18 protein-coding genes are annotated in these 16,073 nt (G+C 39.8%); 15 read left to right on the top strand and 3 right to left on the bottom strand.

Annotation, left to right across the window (positions count from 1 at the left end; all coding sequences use genetic code 11):
- Positions 1–38 precede the first annotated feature (38 nt).
- The gene (locus ACYQY7_RS04580) at positions 39–353 is read left to right on the top strand and encodes a TIGR03943 family putative permease subunit (RefSeq protein ID WP_461200936.1); all 315 of its coding nucleotides are present in this window, start codon (positions 39–41) and stop codon (positions 351–353) included.
- 24 nt (positions 354–377) lie between these two features.
- Here ACYQY7_RS04580 and ACYQY7_RS04575 read toward each other — a convergent pair whose 3' ends face one another.
- A complete protein-coding gene (locus ACYQY7_RS04575; protein WP_461200934.1) occupies positions 378–515 on the bottom strand; it encodes a hypothetical protein in 138 nt (45 codons plus the stop codon).
- Positions 496–663 carry a hypothetical protein gene (locus ACYQY7_RS04570; protein ID WP_461200933.1) on the bottom strand — a complete coding sequence of 56 codons (168 nt, stop codon included), beginning with the start codon at positions 661–663 and terminating at the stop codon, positions 496–498. The genes ACYQY7_RS04575 and ACYQY7_RS04570 overlap by 20 nt, the downstream gene beginning before the upstream one ends.
- Before the next feature lie 316 nt (positions 664–979).
- On the opposite strand from ACYQY7_RS04570, the gene ACYQY7_RS04565 reads away from it, so the two are divergent.
- From ACYQY7_RS04565 to ACYQY7_RS04555, 3 genes are read left to right on the top strand one after another with little or no spacing between them, the layout of a single operon-like run.
- The gene (locus ACYQY7_RS04565; protein ID WP_461200932.1) at positions 980–1,255 is read left to right on the top strand and encodes a hypothetical protein; all 276 of its coding nucleotides are present in this window, start codon (positions 980–982) and stop codon (positions 1,253–1,255) included.
- 28 nt (positions 1,256–1,283) lie between these two features.
- Positions 1,284–2,018 (top strand): membrane protein insertase YidC, encoded by a 735-nt coding sequence (gene yidC / locus ACYQY7_RS04560; RefSeq protein ID WP_461200931.1) that lies wholly within the window; start codon positions 1,284–1,286, stop codon positions 2,016–2,018.
- 59 nt (positions 2,019–2,077) lie between these two features.
- Positions 2,078–4,222, top strand: a complete 2,145-nt coding sequence (locus ACYQY7_RS04555) for a DNA topoisomerase III (protein ID WP_461200930.1) — start codon at positions 2,078–2,080, stop codon at positions 4,220–4,222.
- 12 nt (positions 4,223–4,234) lie between these two features.
- Here ACYQY7_RS04555 and ACYQY7_RS04550 read toward each other — a convergent pair whose 3' ends face one another.
- Positions 4,235–4,600, bottom strand: a complete 366-nt coding sequence (locus ACYQY7_RS04550; RefSeq protein WP_461200929.1) for a rhodanese-like domain-containing protein — start codon at positions 4,598–4,600, stop codon at positions 4,235–4,237.
- 142 nt (positions 4,601–4,742) lie between these two features.
- Between ACYQY7_RS04550 and cysK the strand changes: the two genes are divergently transcribed.
- From cysK to rny, 11 genes are all read left to right on the top strand, one after another.
- Positions 4,743–5,663: a cysteine synthase A gene (cysK, locus tag ACYQY7_RS04545; protein ID WP_461200928.1), complete on the top strand. Its 921-nt coding sequence runs from the start codon at positions 4,743–4,745 to the stop codon at positions 5,661–5,663.
- A 47-nt stretch (positions 5,664–5,710) separates the two neighbouring features.
- Positions 5,711–6,988, top strand: coding sequence for an EF-P 5-aminopentanol modification-associated protein YfmF (gene yfmF / locus ACYQY7_RS04540; protein ID WP_461200927.1), 1,278 nt, complete (start codon positions 5,711–5,713; stop codon positions 6,986–6,988).
- Entirely contained in the window at positions 6,985–8,265 is a 1,281-nt protein-coding gene (gene yfmH / locus ACYQY7_RS04535) for an EF-P 5-aminopentanol modification-associated protein YfmH (protein WP_461200926.1), read from the top strand. Before yfmF ends, yfmH begins: the two co-directional genes overlap by 4 nt.
- A 6-nt stretch (positions 8,266–8,271) precedes the next feature.
- Positions 8,272–8,985, top strand: coding sequence for an elongation factor P 5-aminopentanone reductase (ymfI, locus tag ACYQY7_RS04530; RefSeq protein ID WP_461200925.1), 714 nt, complete (start codon positions 8,272–8,274; stop codon positions 8,983–8,985).
- A gap of 65 nt (positions 8,986–9,050) precedes the next feature.
- Positions 9,051–9,299 carry a DUF3243 domain-containing protein gene (locus ACYQY7_RS04525; RefSeq protein WP_004890680.1) on the top strand — a complete coding sequence of 83 codons (249 nt, stop codon included), beginning with the start codon at positions 9,051–9,053 and terminating at the stop codon, positions 9,297–9,299.
- Between the two features lie 183 nt (positions 9,300–9,482).
- Positions 9,483–10,274: a DUF3388 domain-containing protein gene (locus ACYQY7_RS04520; RefSeq protein WP_009362682.1), complete on the top strand. Its 792-nt coding sequence runs from the start codon at positions 9,483–9,485 to the stop codon at positions 10,272–10,274.
- 9 nt (positions 10,275–10,283) lie between these two features.
- Complete coding sequence (locus ACYQY7_RS04515) at positions 10,284–11,147, top strand: RodZ domain-containing protein (RefSeq protein ID WP_461200924.1); 864 nt, start codon at positions 10,284–10,286, stop codon at positions 11,145–11,147.
- Between the two features lie 29 nt (positions 11,148–11,176).
- Positions 11,177–11,755 carry a CDP-diacylglycerol--glycerol-3-phosphate 3-phosphatidyltransferase gene (gene pgsA / locus ACYQY7_RS04510; protein ID WP_461200923.1) on the top strand — a complete coding sequence of 193 codons (579 nt, stop codon included), beginning with the start codon at positions 11,177–11,179 and terminating at the stop codon, positions 11,753–11,755.
- Positions 11,756–11,777: 22 nt separating this feature from the next.
- On the top strand, positions 11,778–13,010 hold the full coding sequence (locus tag ACYQY7_RS04505; protein ID WP_461200922.1) for a competence/damage-inducible protein A: 1,233 nt from the start codon (positions 11,778–11,780) through the stop codon (positions 13,008–13,010).
- Between the two features lie 106 nt (positions 13,011–13,116).
- Positions 13,117–14,154 (top strand): recombinase RecA, encoded by a 1,038-nt coding sequence (gene recA / locus ACYQY7_RS04500; protein WP_461200921.1) that lies wholly within the window; start codon positions 13,117–13,119, stop codon positions 14,152–14,154.
- Between the two features lie 269 nt (positions 14,155–14,423).
- Positions 14,424–15,980, top strand: coding sequence for a ribonuclease Y (rny, locus tag ACYQY7_RS04495; RefSeq protein ID WP_461200920.1), 1,557 nt, complete (start codon positions 14,424–14,426; stop codon positions 15,978–15,980).
- The last annotated feature ends 93 nt before the right edge of the window (positions 15,981–16,073 follow it).

The following is a 16,073-nucleotide window of genomic DNA, read 5'->3' as shown; positions in this document are numbered from 1 at the left end:
GTCTTCTTTTTTGTTTGGTTGTAAATTTATGTTAGCGAATTTGCTCATCTACAGTTGATGATATAATTGGAAAAAGAATTGAAATTACAGGCTTTGTATTTCGGGAGCGTGATTTTGCTACAAATGAGTTCGTTGTTGCACGGTATGGAGTAACTTGTTGTGTAGCTGATGCAACTGTTTATGGGATATTGGTAAAAACGGATCAGGCGGCGAAATGGGAAAATGACACATGGGTAAAAGTTGAAGGAATAATTGATGAAACGACATACAGGCAGTGGCTTGTCCCTGTAATCACAAAGCCAAGTGTCACCGTTGTGAATGAGCCAGAACAGCCATACGTATATGAGTATTAAAGGCTCTTGCAGTGACAAGAGCCTTTAATACTTGTTTTGTATAAATCTCAATATCTCATGGGCGCGATCGCCGAGAAGTTCTAGGAGTTGTTCAAACATTGCATCTCGCTGTAAATCGAGTTCGGTCATTTGTTTAGCCAGATCAATTACTTTCTTTTCCATACGCTCTCTCCTCATATTGTTCATATTTGCGGCGAAGTTCAGCTACTGTCCAATGATGAAATTGAGAGGCATTAATTTCTCTCGCTTTCATAAGTTTGTCAATGTAAAACTGTTTTTGCTCTATGGCTGTTTGTATGAGTTTTCCCATCTTGTTCCCCTCCCATTTCTTTTTTACTGATTTATATACATCTTTTTTGTTTTGAACATTTTTTTGTTGCCTTTTCTAACATATAAATTGGAAAGTGTATGGTTATGTTATAGAAAACAACGTATATAAGAGGGGATGAAGATGGATTCGTATAAACATAAAAGCCATTTCCATTGGCATTGTTAGTGGGTTAACAGGTTTGTTACCGAGATAAATTCGTGAAATGATGGGAAAATGACAAATCGATGCTCATTTTCGTTCTCGTATGTAATTTTCTCTTCTCCATGTTATAATTGCTAGGGGAAGGAGAATGGTCATGTTTATTGAGTTTTCATTTGACATGTTTACGTATGTATCGCTATTAAGTGTGTTTGTTGTAGCGATGGCGTGTTATGTGAAGCGACAAGCCAATCATGTGATTTTCGTTGAACGGTTCGTCGCATACGATAAAAGCGGTTGTGCAAAGCCAAGCGATGCATATAGACATATACTATTTTATACCCGTTTTATTATGTTTCAACAACGAAAAATTCCAATAAACGAACGATCGCATGCGAGTGATGAAGAAGGAAGGTTGCTCCTTGTTTGCTGATAAATAACAAACAAGGAGGATTTACAACGTGAGAAAATGGATCGTTTTATTTTTTGTATTATTGTTAAGTGCATGCAATCGAAACGTACCCATTACAGAACATAGTGAAGGTATATGGGATCATTATTTTGTTTATCCGATGTCCAAGTTACTGCTTACGCTTGGACATGCATTTCAAGAAAATTACGGGCTTGCGATTATTGCATTGACGATTATTGTGCGCTTGGGGTTGCTTCCGCTTATGGTCAAACAATTTCGGACAAATATTGCGATCCAGCGCATTCGTCCAGAAATCCAAAAACTTCAACAAAAATATAAAGGCACAGATATGGAAGCGCAACGAAAGCTGCAACAAGAAATGATGCAGTTATACCAAAAACACGGTGTCAATCCACTGAGCGGTTGCTTGCCGATTTTTATTCAAATGCCTATTTTTATGTCGTTGTATTATGCGATTTCGCGAACGGAGGAAATTAAACTACATTCATTTTTATGGATGCAACTTGGTCATCGTGATCCGTATTTCATTATGCCTATATTAGCAAGTTTAACGACATTTATTTCGATGCATTTATCCCCATCTGCCACAACAACAGAAGCGGTGACACAAATGAAAATCATGTCATATGTGATGCCTGTCATGATTTTTGTGGGAGCGAGTTCTGTTCCTTCAGCTTTATCGCTATATTGGGTCATTGGTGGATGTTTTTCGATTATTCAGTCGCTCATGATGCGTACGCAATGGAAAAGATACGATACATGAGTTGCCAAATAACCTGCTCGCTAGCTGAGCAGGTTCCTTTTCGTCAAGGGGTGAAAAAAATGAAAGTGATTATTGCTGAAAAACCAGATCAAGGAATGACGCTTGCATCTATTTTTCAAGTGAAAAAAAGGGAGGGGTATATTGAAATTTTACCGAATGAATTGTTTCCAAAGGGGGCTTATATGACATGGGCAGTTGGACATTTATTTCAATTAGCTTCTCCAGAAACGTATGAAGCAAGCTGGAAGCGATGGACACTAGATACGTTACCAATCATTCCCGATCGTTTTCAATATGAAATGGATCGAAAAAAGGCGAAACAATTTTCCATCATTAAACAATTGCTCCGTCAGCCAGAAGTGACAGAAATCATTCACGCAGGCGATGCAGGGAGGGAAGGGGAATTAATCATTCGAAACATCATCTACATGAGCGGTGTAAAAAAGCCGATTAAGCGGCTTTGGATTTCATCGTTAACACCGAAAGCAATCGAACAAGGCTTTCGCCAGTTGTTAGATGAAAACGAGACGCGTCCTTTGTACGAGGAAGCGTATGCGCGTGCGTGTGCGGATTGGCTCGTTGGGATGAATGCATCGAGAGTGTATACAATTTTATTGAAACAAAAAGGGATGAATGACGTGTTTTCCGTTGGGCGTGTTCAAACACCAACGCTTGCTCTTATTGTGAGAAGAGAAAAAGAAATTGAGCAATTTCGTTCGGAGCCGTTTTGGGAAGTTGTTGCTGCATTTGATGTGAACGGAAAGCGATATGAAGGAAAATGGTGGCATGAAAATGAAACAAGAACATATGATCAGCAACTCGCCGAAAAGGTGAGCGCATTTTGCAGAGGAAAACAAGTAGAGATAGAAGAAGTTACATGTGAGCGAAAAACGTTTTTACCGCCGCTTTTGTTTAATTTATCAACATTACAAGCAACGGCAAACAAGCGTTTTAAATATTCACCACAAAAAACGTTAGATATATTACAAAAACTATATCAAAAAGGATATGTATCGTATCCGCGTTCTGATTCACAATATGTGACAAAAGGAGAAGCAGAAACGTTTCCTCATATTTTAAAGCAAATTTGGCAAAAGGAGGAGTATGCTTCTTATTTTCCACTTGCTCACAAATCAATTTTACATAATAAACGTTATGTAAACGAAAAGAAAGTAACGGATCACTACGCTATCATTCCGACCGAACAAGTCCCGAATTTAACGAAGCTAAGCGACGATGAACGAAATATTTATGATCTCATCGTTCGCCGATTGATTACTGCGCATTGTGAAGAGGCTATATTTGAATATACAACGATTGTGACGGTTGTTGACGGACGAGCGCGTTTTATTTCTAAAGGAAAAAAACAAATACAAGCAGGATGGCGGGACGTCCTTATGTCACAAGATGATGATCTACAACTTTTACCGAATGTACAAAGCGGAGAAAAAGGAACGGTATATGATGTGCGTGTGAAAGAGGGAAAAACACTGCCGCCAGAGCGATACACGGAAGGCGAACTTATCACGTTAATGAAGACAGCAGGGAAATTTTTAGACGATGAACAACTAGAAAAAGTATTAGCAAAAACAGAAGGACTTGGGACGGAAGCGACGCGCGCCTCCATTATTACAACATTAAAGGAGCGAAACTATATCGAAATAAAAAATAATCAAGTATATGCAACCGATAAAGGAAAAGTAGTAATTGAAGCCATCGGTTCACATATTTTAGCGTCACCCGAGATGACAGCAAAATGGGAGCAACGATTAAGTGAAATTGGTGAACGAAAGGCGTCAGCGACACATTTTACGGAACAAGTCAAAAAATTAGCAGCGAAAATCGTAACAGATGCGGTGCAAATGGCAAGCTGTTGGTCGTTTAAAGGGCTTGATACGGCTTCGATTCAGCGAAAGAAAAAAACAACGATCGGAAAACAAGTTGGGGTTTGTAAGCTTTGTGGGGGCTCCGTCATTGATAAAGGTTCGTTTTACGGTTGTGTCAATTACGCAAAAACAAAGTGCTCATTTACCATTTCAAAAACGATGTTAGGAAAATCCATTTCACAAACGAATATTAAAAAATTGTTAACTGAAGGAAAAACGAATGTCATTAAAGGATTTAAAAAGGGAGAAAGAACGTTTAACGCTGCGCTTATATGGGATGAAAAAGAAAAACGTCTATCGTTTTTGTTTGAAAAATAGGAGGACTGCCTCCTATTTTTCAACATCACCATTCCATTCGTTCATGCCGCCCGTCATATTATATACGTTTGTAAACCCTTCTCTTACTAGTAATTCGCTTGCTTGTGCTGAGCGATTACCTGAACGACAAACAACGATATATGTCTCGTCTTTTTTCAGTTCATTTATGCGCTCTTTCAGTTGTTGTAAAGGAAGTAAAATCGCGCCTGGAATATGACCAGAAGCGTATTCTTCTTCTGTTCGAACATCAAGAACAACAACGTCTCCTTTTTGGATCATTTGTGCTGCTTCATCAACAGAAATGTTTGTGTAGCCCCCTTGTGCACATCCGCTTATGATGAAAAGAAATACGAATAAAAGAGCTGCCCATTTTTTCATTTTGTCACCAACCTCCGTATATAATCGAATACCCACTCATGTATTCTAACTGATTTTTTTCATTTCTTCAAACGTTTCGACACCATTGTTATTTCGAGATATAGTACAATTAAAGGAAAGGTTTACATAGAAAGAAGGGAAAATGATGTATCAATCGATTATCGATCTGATCGGAAACACGCCAATTGTGAAGCTCAATCGGGTTGTTTTTCCTGGGGGAGCAAGTGTATATATAAAGCTTGAATCGTTTAATCCAGGGGGAAGCGTGAAAGATCGCGCGGCTAGACGAATGATTGAACGAGCAGAAAAAGAAGGGAAAATTGCCCCTTTTCAAAGCACGATCATCGAGCCAACATCAGGTAATACAGGAATTGGGTTAGCGATGGTATGCGCAGCAAAAGGCTATCGCTGCATCATTACGATGCCAGATAATGCGACAAAGGAACGTGTCAATTTATTAAAAGCATATGGAGCGGAAGTCCATTTAACTCCTGCATCTTTGCGCATGCAAGGAGCTATTGATGAAGCATATCGACTTGCTGAGAGCATTCCACATAGTTTCATTCCTATGCAATTTGAAAACGAAGCAAATCCAGATGCCCATCGAGCGAGCACAGCGATTGAAATTATAGAAGCATTTCCAGAGGGAATTGATGCGTTTGTACTTACCGCAGGGACAGGGGGAACGGTAACAGGAACAGGGGAAGAGTTGAAGAAAAAATTTCCTTGTTTACGTATTTATGTGGTCGAACCATATGGGTCTCCCGTCCTTTCAGGTGGACAGCCGGGACCGCATAAAATTCCAGGTACTGGACCAGGATTTATCCCTCGTATTTTAAATCAGAACGTATATGATGACATTTTACTTATCAAAGATGAAGAAGCACAAGCGATGGCGAGGCGATTAGCGGCAGAAGAAGGAATTTTAGTAGGGGCTTCAGCCGGGGCAGCTGCTTTTTGTGCCGTTCAAGTGGCGCGAACTCTCCCGAAAGATGCACGTGTGCTTTGTATGGCGCCAGATACAGGCGAACGTTATTTATCATCCGATTTATTTAACGGATAAGAGGCGCGAAAAATGTCGAGGCTATAAAATAAAAAGGAAGTGATCGTATGTTTCAAGAAGAAGTAAAAACAATAGCTGGTCTTCGTCTTCATGTCATTCCAACAAAAAAATATAAAACGAATACGCTTGTGTTAAAAATGAAAGCCCCATTATGCGAACAAGATATAACGATGCGTGCGCTTGTTCCGTACGTACTACAAAATGCTACAGAGCGACACCCTTCCATGAAGGTGCTTCGTACATATTTAGATGAATTATACGGCGCGACGTTACAAGTAGATTTGGCGAAAAAAGGCGAACATCATGTAATTACGATCCGAATGGATGTGGCAAACGAAAAATTTTTAGGCAATACATCTCCCCTACTACGCGAAGCGTTGACGCTCTTTAGCGATATGCTGTTTCGTCCGCTTACTGAGCAAGGTGGATTTTCTGTTGCCATCGTTGAGCAAGAAAAACGAGCATTAAAACAAAAAATACAATCGTTGTTTGATGATAAAATGAGATATGCTCAACATCGACTCATTGAAGAGATGTATAAAGGTACGCCTTATGCTCTCGATGTTCACGGTAAACTGAACGATGTTGATACAATTGATGCTAAACGTTTATATAAACATTACGAGCACATGTTGAAACACGATGAAATAGACTTATACATTGTCGGAGATGTGACGTTAACGGATGTAGAACATGATGTTGCTCGGCGCTTTTCATTAGAAGCTCGTCCTTTGCGTTCAATTGAAACAACAGCGCTAACGAAACGAACAAATGTGCAAGAAGTTATAGAAAAACAAGATGTGAAGCAAGGAAAGCTACATCTTGGCTATCGAACAAATACGACATATAGCGATGCGGATTACAATGCGTTACAAGTATGGAATGGGATCTTTGGTGGATTTGCACATTCGAAATTGTTTATGAATGTGCGTGAAAAGGCAAGTTTAGCTTATTATGCAGCTTCACGCATCGAAAGTCACCAAGGGATGATGATAGTTATGGCAGGGATTGAACCGAGCAATTATGAGCGTGCACTTGAGATTATTCATGCTCAGGCGAAGGCGATGCGCAACGGGCAATTTAGCGATGAAGAAATCATTCAAACAAAAGCAGTCATTCGTAATCAACTGTTAGAAACAGTTGATACAGCGCGGGGAATGATTGAGATGTCTTATCATAATGTCATTGCAACACGGCAACGCCCATTAGAGGAGTGGCTAGAAGGGATCGAAAAAGTGACGCGTGAAGATGTTGTTCGTGTAGGTGAAAAAATTGAATTAGATACAATTTATTTTTTAACGGAGAAGGAAGGTGAGAAAAGATGAAAATTATTCACCACAATCAATTACAGGAACAATTATTTTATGAGCGGCTAAACAACGGATTAGATGTTTATATTTTACCAAAAAAGGAATTTAATAAAACATATGCAACATTTACAACGAAATACGGTTCAGTAGATAACTGTTTTATTCCATATGGAAAAACGAGTATGAAAAAAGTGCCGGATGGTATCGCCCATTTTTTAGAGCATAAATTGTTTGAAAAAGAAGATGGTGATGTATTTCAAACGTTTAGCAAACAGGGAGCATCAGCAAATGCTTTTACGTCTTTTACACGCACAGCCTATTTATTTTCTAGCACGACAAATGTAGAGGAAAACTTAGAAACTTTACTTGACTTTGTCCAAGAACCATATTTTACAGAGCAAACAGTTGAAAAGGAAAAAGGAATTATTGCTCAAGAAATTCGTATGTATGACGATCATCCAGATTGGCGTTTGTATTTTGGAACAATTGAAAGCATGTATCACAATCATCCTGTGAAAATTGATATTGCAGGAACGGTGGAGTCCATTTCACATATTACAAAAGATTTATTGTATGAATGTTATGAGACGTTTTATCATCCGAGTAATATGTTATTGTTTGTTATCGGTCCGGTTGATCCATTGACTATACTCGAACAAATACGGAATAATCAAACAAAAAAAACGTTCCGTTCACCAACAGAGATTGAGCGCTTTCGGTATGAAGAGCCACCACATGTCGCGCGCGCGAAACATGTCATTGAGATGAACGTGCAGACTCCAAAATGTCTCGTTGGTATAAAAGCAAAACGTGTATATGCAAAGGGGAAAGAAAAATTAAAACATGAATGTGCGATGGGACTATTGCTTGATTATTTATTTGGAAAAAGTTCACCACACTATGAGCAGTTATATCAACAGGGATTAATTGATGAAACATTTACGGTCGATTATACAGAGGAAAGTGACTTTGGATTTGGTTTAATTGGTGGCGACACATCGCAACCTGATCAATTAGCGGAAGAAATTCAGCGTATTCTCGTACAGTTTTCCGATATTGACGATGAACAAGTAGAGCGGATGAAAAGAAAAAAAATCGGATCATTTTTACGCTCGTTGAACTCACTTGAGTATATTGCGAATCAGTTCACTCGTTACGCATTCGATAAAATGAGTTTATTCGATGTCGTAAGGACGTTACAATCATTGACAGCGGATGATATAAAAGCAGTTGCCCGCGAATGTTTTATGCGTGAACAGTTTGCTGTATGTCAAGTGGTTCCAAAAAGGTGAAGGAAGATGAAATATGCGTTAATTACAGGAGCGAGCGGGGGAATTGGGCAAGAAATTGCTCGGCAGCTTGCTAAAGATGGGTATAGTTTATACTTACATTACTACAAAAATGAACAATCTGTTCGACATATAATGAAAGAACTATCAACAGACACGTATGCCATTCAAGCTGATCTATCTCATCCTTCTGGGGTAGATGTGTTAATGTCTTCTATTTTCCATCCTATTGACGTCATCGTTCATAATAGTGGAATGAGTGCTTATGGATTGATGACGGATATGGATGACGAACAAGTAGAACGAATGGTGCAACTACATGTAACAAGTCCATTTTTACTGACAAAACGATTGTTGCCTTCTATGATTCAACAACGTCGTGGGCAAATTGTTGTCATTTCATCGATTTGGGGACTCACAGGGGCGTCATGCGAAGTGCTATATTCAATGGTGAAGGGAGCACAAAATACGTTTGTTAAAGCGTTAGCGAAAGAAGTTGCGCTGAGTGGTATACGAGTAAATGCGATTGCTCCCGGAGCGATTGATACACCGATGCTCCATGAATTTACTGAAGAAGAGTTAGAAGCGTTAACGAATGAAATTCCAATTGGGAGAATCGGAAAACCAGAAGATGTAGCAAAAGCGGTGTCCTTTTTAATCTCTGACCACGCCTCGTATATTACGGGTCAAATTTTATCTGTAAATGGCGGTTGGTATTGTTAAGCAAGCATAATTTTTTGTTTCATGAGGCAAACTGTTCTTGAAACGAATTTCAAGGAGGTTTGCATATGTCTGTTCTTGATAATTTTGAGCAATGGAAAAGCTTTTTAGCTGATCGCCTTCATCAAGCAGAAGCGCAAGGAATGAACCAGCAAGTCATTTCAGATATCGCTTATCAGATTGGAGATTATTTGGCGAAACAAGTTGATCCGAAAAATCCAGAAGAACGTGTACTTGCTGATTTATGGCATGTGGCAAATGAACAAGAGCAACATGCGATTGCGAACATGATGATCAAGCTCGTGCAAAATAAATAAGCGATATAAGCAAGCTGGTGGTATTCGCCAGCTTGCTTTACTATGTTTATCTGTTCACAAAAAACAGTTGTCTGTCCTTTTCATTCTCGCATTCAGATGGTAAAATAAACATACATGCGTGTTTCGACAAAGCGTCGCTTCAATGATCGTATCGTGTAACGTAAAGGGGAGAAGGGGTAGTATATGGAGAAAAAAGAATGGTATTTAGAATATGAAATACATATGAATCGGCCGGGATTGTTAGGGGATATTGCATCGCTCCTTGGCATGTTGTCCATTAACATCGTCACGATTAACGGAGTAGATGATTCACGTAGAGGTATGCTTTTGTTATGTAAAAGTCATGAACAAATTGAACGGCTACAATCGATTTTAGCAACAATGGAAGATATCACGGTAACAAAGTTGCGTGAACCGAAGCTCCGAGATCGTCTTGCTGTTCGGCATGGGCGTTATATTCAGCGCGATGCTGATGACAAAAAAACGTTTCGTTTTGTTCGAGATGAATTAGGCTTGCTCGTCGATTTTATGGCTGAGTTATTTAAACAAGAAGGTCACAAGTTAATTGGCATTCGCGGTATGCCGCGTGTTGGAAAAACGGAATCCATTGTAGCTGCAAGCGTATGCGCCAATAAACGTTGGTTATTTGTTTCCTCTACGTTAATTAAGCAAACGATTCGCAGTCAGCTCATTGAAGATGAGTATAGCGAAAATAATGTCTTTATTATTGATGGGATTGTATCAACACGTCGTTCAAACGAGCGGCATTGGCAGCTTATTCGAGAGTTGATGCGGTTGCCAGCAACAAAAGTGATTGAACATCCCGATATTTTTGTAAGGCATACGGAATATAAATTGGATGATTTTGATTATATTATCGAATTGCGTCATGATGCAGATGAGGAAATTACGTATGATCTCGTTGACCAATCCTCTTTCTTTGGTAACGATGGTTTTTCAAATATCGATTTTTAAAGATGGAAGGTGTTTCCGTTGACAGAGTTAGGGAAGCGTTTAAAAGAAGCGAGAGAACAGCGCAATATGAGTTTAGATGATTTACAAGAAATCACTAAAATTCAAAAGCGATATTTGATAGCAATTGAACAAGGAAATTATGTAATTATGCCAGGGAAGTTTTATGTCCGAGCATTTATTCGTCAATATGCGGAGGCGGTCGGTCTTAATCCAGATGAGCTGTTTGAACAATATGCAAATGAAATTCCGAATGCTCAACAAGAAGAACTTCCAGGTGAGTTGTCTCGTGTTAAATCGCGACAACTATCAGAACGAGGTGCGAAAGTGCTTGATATCCTTCCGAAAATTTTAATCGGTATGTTAGCTGTCGGCGTAGCAGTTGTTCTTTGGTTTTTCTTTCAAAACAAAACGGTGAACGAACAGCCCAAAGAACAAGTGATTAATGAAAAGACAGAATTCGAGCAGTCTGAGCAAGCAACCGAGCAACAATTGGAAAAACAAAATGAAAAAAAACTAGAAGAAAAGGAAAAAGAACAACAAGAGCAATCATCGAAAGCAATGGTCGAAGTAGTGGAAACGAACGGTCGAAAATCGACGCTTGAAGTGATAGGAGAGCAGTTGATCATTGACATTGCAACAAAGGGTGATGCTTGGATTGAAGTAAAAAACGGGAAAGGAAAGGCATTTGCACGCAAAATGATGTACGCAAATCAAGCTGAAACGTTTGATTTGACAAACGAAACAGAAGTGTTGTTAGTTATCGGACAAACATTAAATACGGAAGTGAAAATAAACGGTCAGACGCTTGAATATCCTGTCAATCCAAACGATCATGTGCGCCAAGATATTACTATTGTGTATAAAAAACAATAATGTTGGATGAAGTGTTGGAGGTAAGTGTTGTGAATATACCAAATCAAATTACGATTGCGCGAATGCTTCTCATTCCTTTCTTCCTTATTTTTCTGCTGGCACCGATTGATTTCGGTGTGATTCAAATCGGAACAGAACAGCTACCGGTAACACACGCCATAGCTGCCCTTATTTTTATTATTGCATCAACAACAGATTGGATCGATGGATATTATGCACGAAAATATGGATTAGTAACAAATTTAGGAAAATTTCTTGATCCACTTGCAGATAAACTACTTGTGTCCGCTGCACTTATTGCGCTCGTTCAATTGGATTTGGCGCCAGCGTGGATGGTCATTGTTATTATTAGTCGTGAATTTGCAGTAACGGGATTGCGACTTGTGTTAGCAGGAGAAGGTGAAGTTGTAGCAGCAAATATGCTTGGGAAAATTAAAACGTGGACGCAAATTATAGCGATTGCTGCCCTTCTTTTGCATAATATTCCTTTCTCCCTGCTGTCGTTTCCGTTTGCGGATCTTTCTTTATGGGTCGCACTCATTTTCACGATTTGGTCAGGATGGGACTATTTCGCAAAAAATAAACATGCATTTCGTCATTCAAAGTAAATAAAAAGGGGATGGGAAAAAGATGAAGGCAGAAATAATTGCGGTCGGCTCGGAGCTTCTACTCGGTCAAATTACAAATACAAACGCCCAATTTTTATCGCAACAATTAGCTGAAATAGGGATAGATGTATATTACCATACGGTTGTTGGGGATAATCCTCAAAGACTTACACATGCGATTGAAATAGCTAAACAACGCTCCAATTTAATTATTTTTACAGGGGGACTTGGTCCAACAAAGGACGATTTAACAAAAGAAACGATTGCAAAGATGCTGGGCAAATCACTTGTCTTAGACGAAGAAGCATGGCGTTCCATTTGTGATTATTTTTCGAAAACAAATCGTCCGATGTCACCTAACAATCGAAAGCAGGCGCTTGTATTGGAAGGAAGTTGCGTGTTAAAAAATGAACATGGGATGGCTCCTGGCATGGCGCTTGCTGTTGACCATATTACATATATGCTCCTCCCAGGACCTCCGAAAGAAATGCAACCGATGTTCATAAAATATGGACGTCCTTTTTTATTGCAAAAGCTTCATGTTCGCGAAAAAATCATATCGCTCGTTTTGCGCTTTTTTCATATTGGTGAATCACAACTAGAAGCAGAAATTGAAGATTTGATTGATGCGCAGACCAACCCAACGATCGCTCCACTTGCGTCTGATGGTGAAGTGACTCTCCGTTTAACAGCGAAGCATGAGCGTGAAGAAGAAGCGAAGCGAATGATTAACGAGGTAGAGCAAAAAATTTTAGCACGTGTGCGTCCTTATTTTTACGGTTACAACGATGAAACGTTGTTTAGTAAACTGTTAGCTACATTAAAAGCAAAGAATAAGACACTTGCTATTGCTGAGAGTTTAACGGGAGGGTTATTTTTAGAGGAAATGACTGCACTTCCGACAGCTTCTTCAGTTATAGCAGGAGGAGTTGTATGTTATGCAAATGAAATAAAGGAAAATGTGCTTCATGTGCCGAAAGAAATATTACAAATAGAGGGGGCAGTAAGCGAACGGTGCGCCCAATTGTTGGCAGAAAACGTTCGAAAGCTTTGCCAAACCGATATCGGAATTAGCTTTACAGGTGTCGCAGGACCAAGTGAGTTGGAAGGAAAACGAGTAGGAACGGTGTGGATTGGGATAGCGACTGAACAAGGAACGAAAACATTTCCGCTTACATTATCAGGGGGGCGTCAAGCCATTCGGATGCGTGCAGCGAAATACGGTTGTTATTATTTACTACAACTGCTACATTGATTTACGAACATTTATTCGTTTTTTTCTTGGCAAATAAACATAAAACATGTATAGTAATAAGTAGCAGTGACTGCTTTATTTTTCACAAGCAAAAGGAGGAGTTTTTTTGAACGACCGTCAAGCAGCTTTAGAACAAGCGTTAAAGCAAATTGAGAAACAATTTGGTAAAGGTTCCATTATGAAGCTAGGAGAGCAAACAGATCGTCAAATTTCGACTGTATCGAGTGGCTCTCTTGCACTTGATATTGCGCTCGGAGTAGGAGGATATCCGCGTGGACGTATTATTGAAATTTATGGTCCAGAATCCTCAGGAAAAACAACGGTTGCTCTTCACGCCATTGCTGAAGTACAAAAGCAAGGTGGTCAAGCAGCGTTTATTGATGCCGAACATGCCCTAGATCCTGTTTATGCTGAAAAGTTAGGTGTCAATATTGATGAATTGTTGCTTTCACAACCAGATACAGGGGAGCAAGCATTAGAAATTGCGGAAGCGCTTGTACGCAGTGGAGCAGTTGACATTATTGTTATCGACTCCGTTGCAGCGCTTGTTCCAAAAGCGGAAATTGAAGGAGAAATGGGCGATTCTCACGTTGGATTGCAGGCGCGACTCATGTCCCAAGCGTTACGTAAACTATCGGGCGCCATCAATAAATCTAAAACGATCGCTATCTTCATTAACCAAATAAGGGAAAAAGTAGGAGTTATGTTCGGAAACCCAGAGACAACTCCCGGTGGTCGCGCATTGAAGTTTTATGCATCTGTTCGTTTAGAAGTGCGTCGTGCTGAACAAATTAAGCAAGGTAACGACATGGTTGGAAATAAAACAAAAATTAAAGTCGTGAAAAACAAAGTGGCGCCACCGTTTAAAACAGCAGACGTAGATATTATGTATGGGGAAGGAATTTCAAAAGAAGGCGAAATTATTGATATGGGTGCTGAACTCGACATTATTCAAAAAAGCGGTGCTTGGTATTCATACAAAGATGAACGACTAGGACAAGGGCGCGAAAATGCCAAACAATTTTTAAAAGAAAACCCACACATCATGGAAGAAATTGCGCGTGAAATTCGCCAACATTATGGCATCACAGCAGGGGCATCGACGACATCCGTACGCGAAGATGATCTAGACTTTTTAGAATAATAAGAAAGATCGCCTTGCTTCAATAAAAAAGTGATTATGTGCATATATAGTTATGGAAAGGGTGCTCCGTTATTTCTGGAACACCCTCTTTTTTTGGAAAATAAAGCGATATGAAACCCTTTCCCACAATGACAAGCCTTGACAATATGGAAGGTCACCTTTAAAATGTACATGTATATTTGACAATTTTGAAGTGTATGTTGAATGATTGCAATGTACATGCCGACATTGATGAAGTAACGAATTTATAGCAAGAGGAGGTGAGGACAATGGGTGAAACGATCATCTCCGCTTTGCTTGCCCTAGTCGTCGGTGCAGTTGTTGGCTTTTTTGTTCGTAAATCCATTGCCGAGGCAAAAATTGGTGGTGCACAAGCAGCTGCCAAGCAAATGATCGAAGAAGCGAAACGAGAAGCAGACGCATTGAAAAAAGAGGCTCTCCTTGAAGCAAAGGATGAAATTCACAAACTTCGTGTGGAAGCAGAACGGGAAATTCGCGAACGAAGAAGCGAATTACAAAAACAGGAAAATCGCTTGTTGCAAAAGGAAGAGAATCTTGATCGAAAGGACGAATCTTTAAACAAACGAGAAGCGTTGCTTGAGAAAAAAGAGAATTCTCTCAATGAAAGACAACAGCATATTGAAGAGATGGAAAGCAAAGTGGAAGAACTCGTTCGAAAAGAACAAGTAGAACTTGAGCGCATTTCTAATTTAACGCGTGAAGAAGCACGGCAAATCATTTTAGACCGTGTAGAGAAAGAACTCTCTCATGAAATCGCGCTCATGGTCAAAGAAGCAGAGACGAAGGTGAAAGAAGAAGCTGATAAAAAAGCAAAAGAAATTTTGTCGCTTGCTATTCAACGCTGTGCTGCTGATCATGTAGCAGAAACGACTGTATCTGTTGTGAACTTGCCAAATGACGAAATGAAAGGTCGAATTATCGGACGTGAAGGACGAAACATTCGTACGTTAGAAACGTTAACAGGTATTGATCTCATCATTGATGACACGCCGGAAGCAGTCATTTTATCTGGTTTTGACCCGATCCGTCGTGAAACGGCCCGCATCGCGTTAGATAAGCTTGTTCAAGACGGGCGTATTCATCCGGCGCGAATTGAAGAAATGGTCGAAAAAGCGAGAAGAGAAGTGGATGAGCATATTCGTGAAGTCGGAGAACAAACAACGTTCGAAGTTGGTGTTCACGGATTGCACCCAGATTTAATTAAAATTTTAGGGCGATTAAAGTTCCGTACAAGCTACGGACAAAATGTCCTTAAACATTCGATGGAAGTCGCATACTTAGCTGGCTTAATGGCAGCTGAGTTAGGAGAGGATGAGATGCTTGCAAGACGAGCAGGTCTTCTTCATGACATCGGAAAAGCAGTTGACCATGAGGTCGAAGGAAGCCATGTTGAAATTGGTGTAGAGTTAGCAACTAAGTATAAAGAGCATCCGGTTGTCATTAACAGTATCGCTTCCCATCATGGTGATACGGAACCAACGTCTATTATCGCTGTTCTTGTAGCTGCTGCAGACGCGTTATCTGCTGCTCGTCCGGGAGCTCGAAGCGAGACGTTAGAAAACTATATTCGTCGCCTAGAGAAGCTTGAAGAAATCGCTGAGTCATATGAAGGTGTCGAAAAGTCATATGCCATTCAAGCAGGGCGTGAAATCCGTATTATGGTCAAGCCAGACCTAATTGATGACTTGGAAGCGCATCGTTTGGCACGTGATATTCGCAAGCGCATTGAAGAAGAACTTGACTATCCAGGTCATATTAAAGTTACTGTCATTCGTGAAACGCGGGCTGTGGAATATGCAAAATAAAAGCTACTCCTCATATGGGGTAGCTTTTTCGTATTGATAAACGCTTTATTTTGTGCGAAACTGAAAAATAGAGATCATGAGTATAGAAAGGGT

Source organism: Anoxybacillus sp. TBDG-1, from assembly GCF_054815885.1.
Note: the sequence above shows the minus strand (reverse complement) of the source record. Positions and strands in the feature narration are given on the sequence as shown.